The following is a 3,545-nucleotide window of genomic DNA, read 5'->3' as shown; positions in this document are numbered from 1 at the left end:
GTCGACTGGACCCGCGAGCTGGTCGCCGTCCCGGACCGCGGCCCGGCCCCGTTCACCGCCGGGCTCGAGGCGAAGTGGGCCCAGGGCCAGACGTCGACCAGCGCGCTGACCGTGCAGCGGGACAGCGGGCCGGGCACGGCGATGGGCTCCGGCGGCTCGCAGAGCATCTCGCGGTTCGTGGACGCCGGGGTCTACCTCTACCACCGGGGCGCCTCGACGATCACCACGCGCCCGGACCGGATCCAGATCACCAGCCCGACCGGGGACGTGGCCAACGTCCAGGTCAAGGAGTGGCTGCCGATCCCGGCGGAGTCGCCGGAGGGTCCGGGATACCAGAAGGACTTCGTCACCAGCTATCTGACCCCGACCGAGCTCTACAACCGGATCAAGGCGCTCGCCGCCGAGTTCCCGCAGCTTGCCGAGATCGTCGAGCTGCCGAACAAGACCAACGGCTACCGCCGCAAGGCGCAGGCCGTGCTCGGCACCGCGAACGCCAGCCGGGTCGCCGTCGACTCGCGTGCCTGGGGTCACGAGGGCGGCAACGACATCTCCGTCGAGCTGGCCAACCCGGGCGCCGCCGACCAGCCGCTGTCGGTCAGCGTGACCGGCAACGACATCACGGTGAGCCTGGCGACCGACGCCGGCGGCGTCGTGACCAGCACCGCCGCGCAGGTCGTCGCGGCCCTGAACGCCAGCGCCGGCTCCCTGATCGTGGCGTACACCTATCGGGGCAACACCGGTGCCGGTGTGGTGGCCACCGCCGCCCGCACGCCGCTGACCGACGGGCTTCGGGCGCCGGCGAGCGTCTCCCGCGATCCGCAGCCGGTCTACGCGATCCGGATCGGCAAGACCCGGGACGGCTCGAAGACCGGTGTCCTGGCGTACGCACAGGAGCACGCCCGTGAGTGGGTGCCGCCGCTGGTCACCATCGAGACCGCGGAGCGGCTGCTGCGCAACTACGCGCACGACGGCAAGACCAAGCAACTGCTGGACAACCTGGACATCTGGATCGCCCCGTCGGTCAACCCGGACGGCGGCCACTACTCGTTCTACGACTTCAACTCGCAGCGTCGCAACATGACCAACCACTGCCCGCTGACCGGGTCCGCGGATGCCCTCGCCCGCAACTCCTGGGGCGTGGACAACAACCGCAACTACACCGAGTACAGCCTCTTCGACGGCTACTCGGGCGCCTCCGCGAGCTGCACGAGCGACACGTACGCCGGACCCAGCGAGCTCTCCGAGCCGGAGAACAAGAACATCGACTGGCTGGCGGCCCGGCCGAACATCAAGTTCTCGATGAACCTGCACTCGTCCGGCAACTACTTCATGTGGTCGCCGGGCGCGTACGCCACCCCGGGCCGGATCTCGGCGCCGCGGCCGACGCTGGCCGAGGAGTCGTTCTTCTGGGGTGCCTCGTCCCGGATCCTCACGGCGATCAAGCGCCACCGCAACATGGCGGTGACGCCGGCCCGGACCGGCCCGATCTCCGACGTGCTCTACTCGGCGGCGGGCAACTCGGGCGACATGCTCTGGTACAAGTACGGCATCTACGCTTGGAACTTCGAGGTGGGCACGTCGTTCCAGCCCACGTGGGCGTCGGCGCACGAGGAGACGTTGGAGTTCTCCAACGGCCTGGTCGAGCTGCTGCGGGTCGCCCGTGACTACTCCACCGATCACCAGCGTCCGGAGAGCACCCTGTCGGTGACCCCGAGCGCGACTGAGGGCATGGTCAACGTCCAGTTCGACGTGACCGAGCCGGCCGCCGTCTTCTACACATTGGACAATGGAGCCCCGACCTACGCGTCCACGTTGTACGGTTCCGCAGGTGTCCGCGAGGGCGGCGAGATCCTGAACGTGCCCGTCGGGACCAGGATCAACTGGTTCTCGGTGGACGCCGCCGGCAACGTGGAGAAGAACTACGTTCCGGACGGCAGAGGCAAGAACTTCAACAAGGGCCAAGCCATCCTGCCCATCGGTTAGTCCTGGCGGCCGCGGCACTCATCGGGTGCCGCGGCCGCTCTCTCTGAGCACCAGCGCAGTACTCGGAGGGAGCGCGTCGGTCGGATTGGCGGGTCGGCCCGTGAGCAGGTCGAGCCCGTCGGCCCGCAAAGCGTAGGGACGCGAGTGCTTTAGGCGCGTTGTGACGTACACATTGCCCTGCGCCCAGTGCGACCGGGTTGTGGCGTAACCGATCCGGCGACCCGGTCGCCTGCAGACCCCGATGGGGCGCGCCGTGTAAGACACCTACTCCAGTGAGATCAACGAGAGTCAGGCGGGGGAACGCATGGAGGTGCGCCCCGACGGCACCTGGAGTCCACGAGTCGGACCGATCAACAGCGGGTCTACACGCTCCTCGACGAGTCCGTGCTCAACCGGCAGCTCGGCAACGACCAGGTCCGCACCCAGTAGTTTGCCACACCGGCGACCGGCTTCAACGGACGAGTCGGAGCCGCTCTGCTCATCACCGCCCCGTCACTGGTTGCGAGTGGCGGCGAAGGCGCCGTTCCCCGCAAAGGCCAGCTTTTCGAAACGCTCGGCCATGCGACGGTGCGCGGCAGCATCCGGATGTAGCCGATCAGGCAGCGGCAGCTCCGCGAAGTCCTCCTCGCCATAGAGCTCGAGCCCATTCAGGTAATGCAACTGAGGGTCACGAACGGCGCGCTCGGCCACGATCCGGGCGAGCTCGTCACGGATCATCCGCAGCGTCAGCTTCCCGGCGGCCCGGTCGGCAGGGTCGCCGGTCGCGACGAACTTGACCTGCCCCTCGCGCACGGCCTCGAGGTCGAAGGCGCCGGGCCCAGGAGTGTCCTCATGGATCGGGCAGTAGATCGGCGAGACCACGAGCAGCGGCGTGGCAGGGTGCCCGTCCCGGATCGTGTCGAGGAAGCCGTGCACAGCCGGGGTGAACGCCCGCAGCCTCATCAGATCGGTGTTCACCAGGTTGATGCCGATCTTGATGCTGATCAGGTCGGCGGCCGTGTCCCGCATGCTGCGGGCGGTGAACGGGTCGAGCAGCGCACTGCCGCCCAGACCCAGGTTGAGCAGCTCCACACCGCCCTGCGCCGCCGCCAGCGCCGGCCAGGTGGTGGACGGGCTCGCGGCGTTCGAGCCGTGGCTGATCGAGCTGCCGTGGTGTAGCCATACCGGCCGGTCATTGCCCGTGGCCGGCGTGATCGGGGCGTCGGTGCGCAGCGCGACCAGGTCGGTGATTTCGTTGTGCGGCAACCAGATCTCGACGTTCTTGTCGGTGTCCGGCAGGCCGGTGAACGAGACCGTGCCGGCCGGCCCGGTCCGGTGTGCGGCCGTCCCGGTGCTCATGTCGATGGTCACGGTGTTGCCGCCGGGCACACTGCTCTGCCCGGCCAGGCTGCCGTCGATGAGCAGGTCGTAGCGGCCGGGCGGCTGGGCCGGCAGGCCGGTGTAGACCCGCCGGGTGGCCACGGCGTCGAGCTCGATCGCGGTCGCGGCAGTCCGGAAGCAGACCCGTACCCCGGACGGCTGGGCCTCGACCAGGTGCAGTTGCGGATCCGGGCTCTGCGCGC

Annotated in this window: 2 protein-coding genes; one reads left to right on the top strand and one right to left on the bottom strand. The window is 69.1% G+C overall.

All coding sequences use genetic code 11. The features are described 5' to 3' along the window. A partial coding sequence (locus AB0H87_RS39610) for a M14 family metallopeptidase (RefSeq protein WP_360158282.1) occupies window positions 1–1,983 on the top strand: 1,983 nt, incomplete at its 5' end. 492 nt (window positions 1,984–2,475) lie between these two features. Here the strand turns inward: AB0H87_RS39610 and AB0H87_RS39605 are convergent. Then, window positions 2,476–3,545: GDSL-type esterase/lipase family protein (locus AB0H87_RS39605; protein ID WP_360158279.1), on the bottom strand; the 1,070-nt coding region annotated here is incomplete at its 5' end.

Source organism: Asanoa sp. NPDC050611, assembly GCF_040654855.1.
GTDB lineage: Bacteria > Actinomycetota > Actinomycetes > Mycobacteriales > Micromonosporaceae > Asanoa.
This window is presented reverse-complemented; position numbering and strand designations above follow the sequence as displayed.